The sequence below is a fragment of the Enorma timonensis genome, from assembly GCF_000321165.1.
Taxonomy (GTDB): domain Bacteria; phylum Actinomycetota; class Coriobacteriia; order Coriobacteriales; family Coriobacteriaceae; genus Enorma.
Genome location: NZ_CAPF01000091.1, coordinates 1 through 1,590 on the forward strand (window position 1 = coordinate 1; position 1,590 = coordinate 1,590).

Below are 1,590 nucleotides of genomic sequence, written 5' to 3' on the forward strand. Positions count from 1 at the left end.
CGCTGGATCTCGTTGTTGCCGGGCGCGAGCGGCGCCACGACGCGGCGGGCGGCGGGGTTGCCGGCCTCGGCCATCGCGCGCGCGAGCTCACTGTCCACGTCGCTCGAGAAGAAGAAGTCGCGCGGCAGCGCCTCGGGGGGCAGGTCGGCCGCCTCGATCTCTTCGCGGTGCTCGTCCATGCTATGTGAAAAAACCCCTGGGGTATTTTTACGATCAGCGCTCATCGGAATAGGTCACCTCGCCGGAGCCGGGCACGCACGTGCCCACGCGGAACGGATGCTCGCCCTGTGCCTCGAACGCGGCGCGCACAGCGGCCTCGTCCTCGGGGGCGCAGATCACGCACAGGCCGACGCCCATGTTGAACGTCTTGCACGCCTCGTCGGCCGAGAGCCCGGCGGCGCGGGCGATGTAGGAGATGACGGGCGGCACATCCCAGCCCATCGCGAAGCCCTCGGGCGAGGTGGTGCGCTCGACCACCGCGTCGACGTCCGAGGCCAGCGCGCGGTTGAGGTTCTCGGTGATGCCGCCGCCCGTGATGTGCGCGATGGCGTGCACGCGCGAGCCGGCCTCGCCGCGCAGCACCTCGAGCACGGGCTTCACGTAGATGCGCGTGGGCGCGAGCAGGGCGTCGGCCAGCGAGGCGCCGCCGAGCTCCTCGAGCGGCTGCTCGAGCTCCGCGCGCTTCGCGGCGGCCTCGGGCGTGCCCGGCTCGATGCCGTCCACCCCCACGACCTTGCGCACGAGCGAATAGCCGTTGGAGTGGATGCCCGACGAGGGCAGGCCCAGGATCACGTCTCCGGGGCGCACGTTCTGCGGGTCGAGCATGCGCGGGCGGTCGACGACGCCCACGGCGAAGCCCGCGAGGTCGTAGTCGTCCGCGCGCATGACGCCGGGGTGCTCGGCCATCTCGCCGCCCACGAGCGCGCAGCCCGCGAGCTTGCAGCCGTCCGCGACGCCCCTGACGATCTTGGCCATGCGCTCGGCCTCGATGTGGCCGATGGCGATGTAGTCCAGGAAGAAGAGGGGCTCCGCGCCGGACGCGAGGATGTCGTTCACGCACATGGCGACGAGGTCCTGGCCCACCGTCTCGTGGCGGTCGAGCAGCTGGGCGAGCACGAGCTTGGTGCCCACGCCGTCCGTGCCCGAGATGAGCACGGGGTCGTCCATCTCCTTGAACGCGGCGGCGGAGAACAGGCCGCCGAACCCACCGATGCCGCCGATGACCTCGGGACGGGCGGTCTCGGCGACCATCTGCTTGATGGCGTCGACCGCGCGACCCCCCTCGGCCGTGTCGACGCCGGCGTCTTCGTAGGTGATATGCTCGCGGCTCTCGCTCATGCGCAGATCCTTTCCGAAAGAATGACCGTTCTGCCATCATAGCAGGTTGAATGTGCCCCGGGCGCATGCGCCGAAAACGCACCGAGGACTCACGGAAGGCGGGCGGGGCGCGGGGCGGGCGACCTGGTTGCAGGACGGAACCCGGCGCGCGGGGCCAGCGGCGGGGCGGGATTCGTGCGCGGGGTTCGAAGAGGCTCAATTCGCGGTGGTTTTGGCGCCCCGGAGCACACCGCGTTCCCAAAATCGTCGAAA

General features: G+C 70.6%; 1 protein-coding gene. It reads right to left on the reverse strand.

Translation table 11 applies throughout. The annotated features are described in order from the left end of the window. Positions 1-213: 213 nt before the first annotated feature. The gene (gene purM, locus BN423_RS09565) at positions 214-1,338 is read right to left on the reverse strand and encodes a phosphoribosylformylglycinamidine cyclo-ligase (RefSeq protein ID WP_019240028.1); all 1,125 of its coding nucleotides are present in this window, start codon (positions 1,336-1,338) and stop codon (positions 214-216) included. Between the last annotated feature and the right edge of the window lie 252 nt (positions 1,339-1,590).